Source organism: Deltaproteobacteria bacterium CG11_big_fil_rev_8_21_14_0_20_49_13 (assembly GCA_002796305.1).
Classification (GTDB): Bacteria; UBA10199; UBA10199.
In genome coordinates this window covers 1-1,916 of sequence record PCWZ01000004.1, presented here as the reverse complement: position 1 = coordinate 1,916, position 1,916 = coordinate 1, and the positions used below count along the sequence as shown (strand labels likewise).

The following is a 1,916-nucleotide window of genomic DNA, read 5'->3' as shown; positions in this document are numbered from 1 at the left end:
CCGGAAAATTGCTGATTTAGATGTGGTTGAATATATTGGCGCAGCGGTGTGAAAGTAAAGAGTAAAGACTTGACCCCTTTATACTTTATATAAAAAAGAGGTTATTCGCAAGGGAGAAATTGAAATTCCCGAAAAATTATTGGCTTCGGGAATAAAAAACTATTGCAACGCAGCCTAGTTACTGATTTAAGGAGTTATAATATAATAGATGGAGAGGTGGCAGAGTGGTCGATCGCGACAGTCTTGAAAACTGTTGACCTTTTACGAGGTCCGGGGGTTCGATCACGCCGTCGCGCCGACATTGGCGCGACATATTGAATGATATGTCGAGCGGGGGCCCGCGAACAGCGGGCAGCGAGGCATCACCTATCGTAACACCGCGCGCAGCGCGGTAATCCCACCCCCTCCGCCACTAAACACATTTTGTAGGCGGGTAAAATATTCCTAGTGTTAAAAAATTTCTAGGGTGTAACACTTGATTGCCAACGTAGACATATAACTTTCGGTCGTCTTGGCATGGCATATCTTTTAATAAGGGATCCAATAAGTCAGCGTTTGATTTGATTGACTCCGTCTTGTGGTTTTCAAAGGCTTGAAGCGCGAGAACTTACGCGACCATATGAACGATCTTGAGTTAATTTTCTCGATGCTCGGTGAGGCTTCCACTACTGAAATTGCCCGGAACAAAGACGCCCAAAGCTTTGATCAGAATAAACGAGCGGCCAAGGAAGGCGGCAAGGTCGCCGGTAACGCCCGCCGTCAACTGGAACTAAAGAGCGGACGCAAGGTTTCAACGAGAGCAAATTATTTGCCGGAAAAGAAGCCCCAGAAAAAACTTGGTTCCAAGTGATTTAACTATCCATGCTCAGTATGGTTTGCGCTAATTTTTTTAGTTCCTGTTTTAAATTTTTCTCTTCAGCAAGCTTAGCGATCTTTGGCCGTAACTTAGCACGTATTTCAGGTGAACTTCTTTGGATAATTAGTAATGTTGTCCTGATGACATAAAAACTGTCGGCATCTAACAACTTGAGATCCTCTTCCATTTTTGCTGTGAAGTGCTTTGGATGGCCAACAAAGAAATTGAGATAGCTGTCTTGCAGGGATGAGTCGTTGGCAGCATAAAGCCCTTGGGTTACTGTTTCCACTAACTCAGAACTGGGATGACGTGAAATGCTCCGAACAAGTCGGAGCGCTGATTCAGTCAGTGTGGAGTTGTCCGAGCGGAGGTTCGCAACGACTACCGCTGCTATTTCCTGTTCTTCCTTCCGGTCTATCTTATCATCAACAACGCCATATAATGCCTCGATAAGCGTTGCACGAATATCAATATCTCGCTCTGCCTTTATAAGACCACAAAGATACTTCCGATCCGAATTTGTTGGTACAACGATATCCGTGAGTGCAGCGCTAGCTTGCGCTCGAATATCCGTGTTGCGGTGTCTAACGTTAGATCTGATATAGGCTGCGAGTTGCTTGCGCGTCTCTGTTTTTATTTCATCTTTGGGAGCCTTCAAAAGTGCTCTTGCAAGGACAACTTTTGCAAAGGGATTTGTTGATCGCTGAAACTCAGTGAGCATTATCTGCAGACCCTTATTTTGTTCAACTTTTAATGGTTTATCAGCAAAAAAATGGAGCCTTTTCAAACCTTCAGCAGAAGCGCGCTGTATCACCTCCTGAGGATCACTCAATCCTTGGCATAACAGACCATATATTGAAGCAGGCATGTCCATCACACCAGAAAGACCCTCTATAACCAACCGGCGAACAGTCGGGTCCGGATCACTTCGGGCAATGACAACCGCTTTTTCTATAAAGGGCTTCCATTGCCCAATAAAACTAGTCAATGCCCGCGCAGCGACACGCCGGATTTCAGGATTGGGATCCGATTGCAGTAAAGCAAAATTTGCCTTACTGTC

The 1,916-nt window shown here is 45.3% G+C and carries 1 protein-coding gene and 1 pseudogene; one reads left to right on the top strand and one right to left on the bottom strand.

Annotation, left to right across the window (positions count from 1 at the left end; all coding sequences use genetic code 11):
• The first annotated feature begins 586 nt into the window (after positions 1-586).
• A pseudogene (locus COV46_00165) lies at positions 587-850 on the top strand (phage antirepressor protein).
• A gap of 1 nt (position 851) precedes the next feature.
• Here COV46_00165 and COV46_00160 read toward each other — a convergent pair.
• The coding region (locus COV46_00160; protein PIR18398.1) for a hypothetical protein at positions 852-1,916 on the bottom strand (1,065 nt) is incomplete at its 5' end.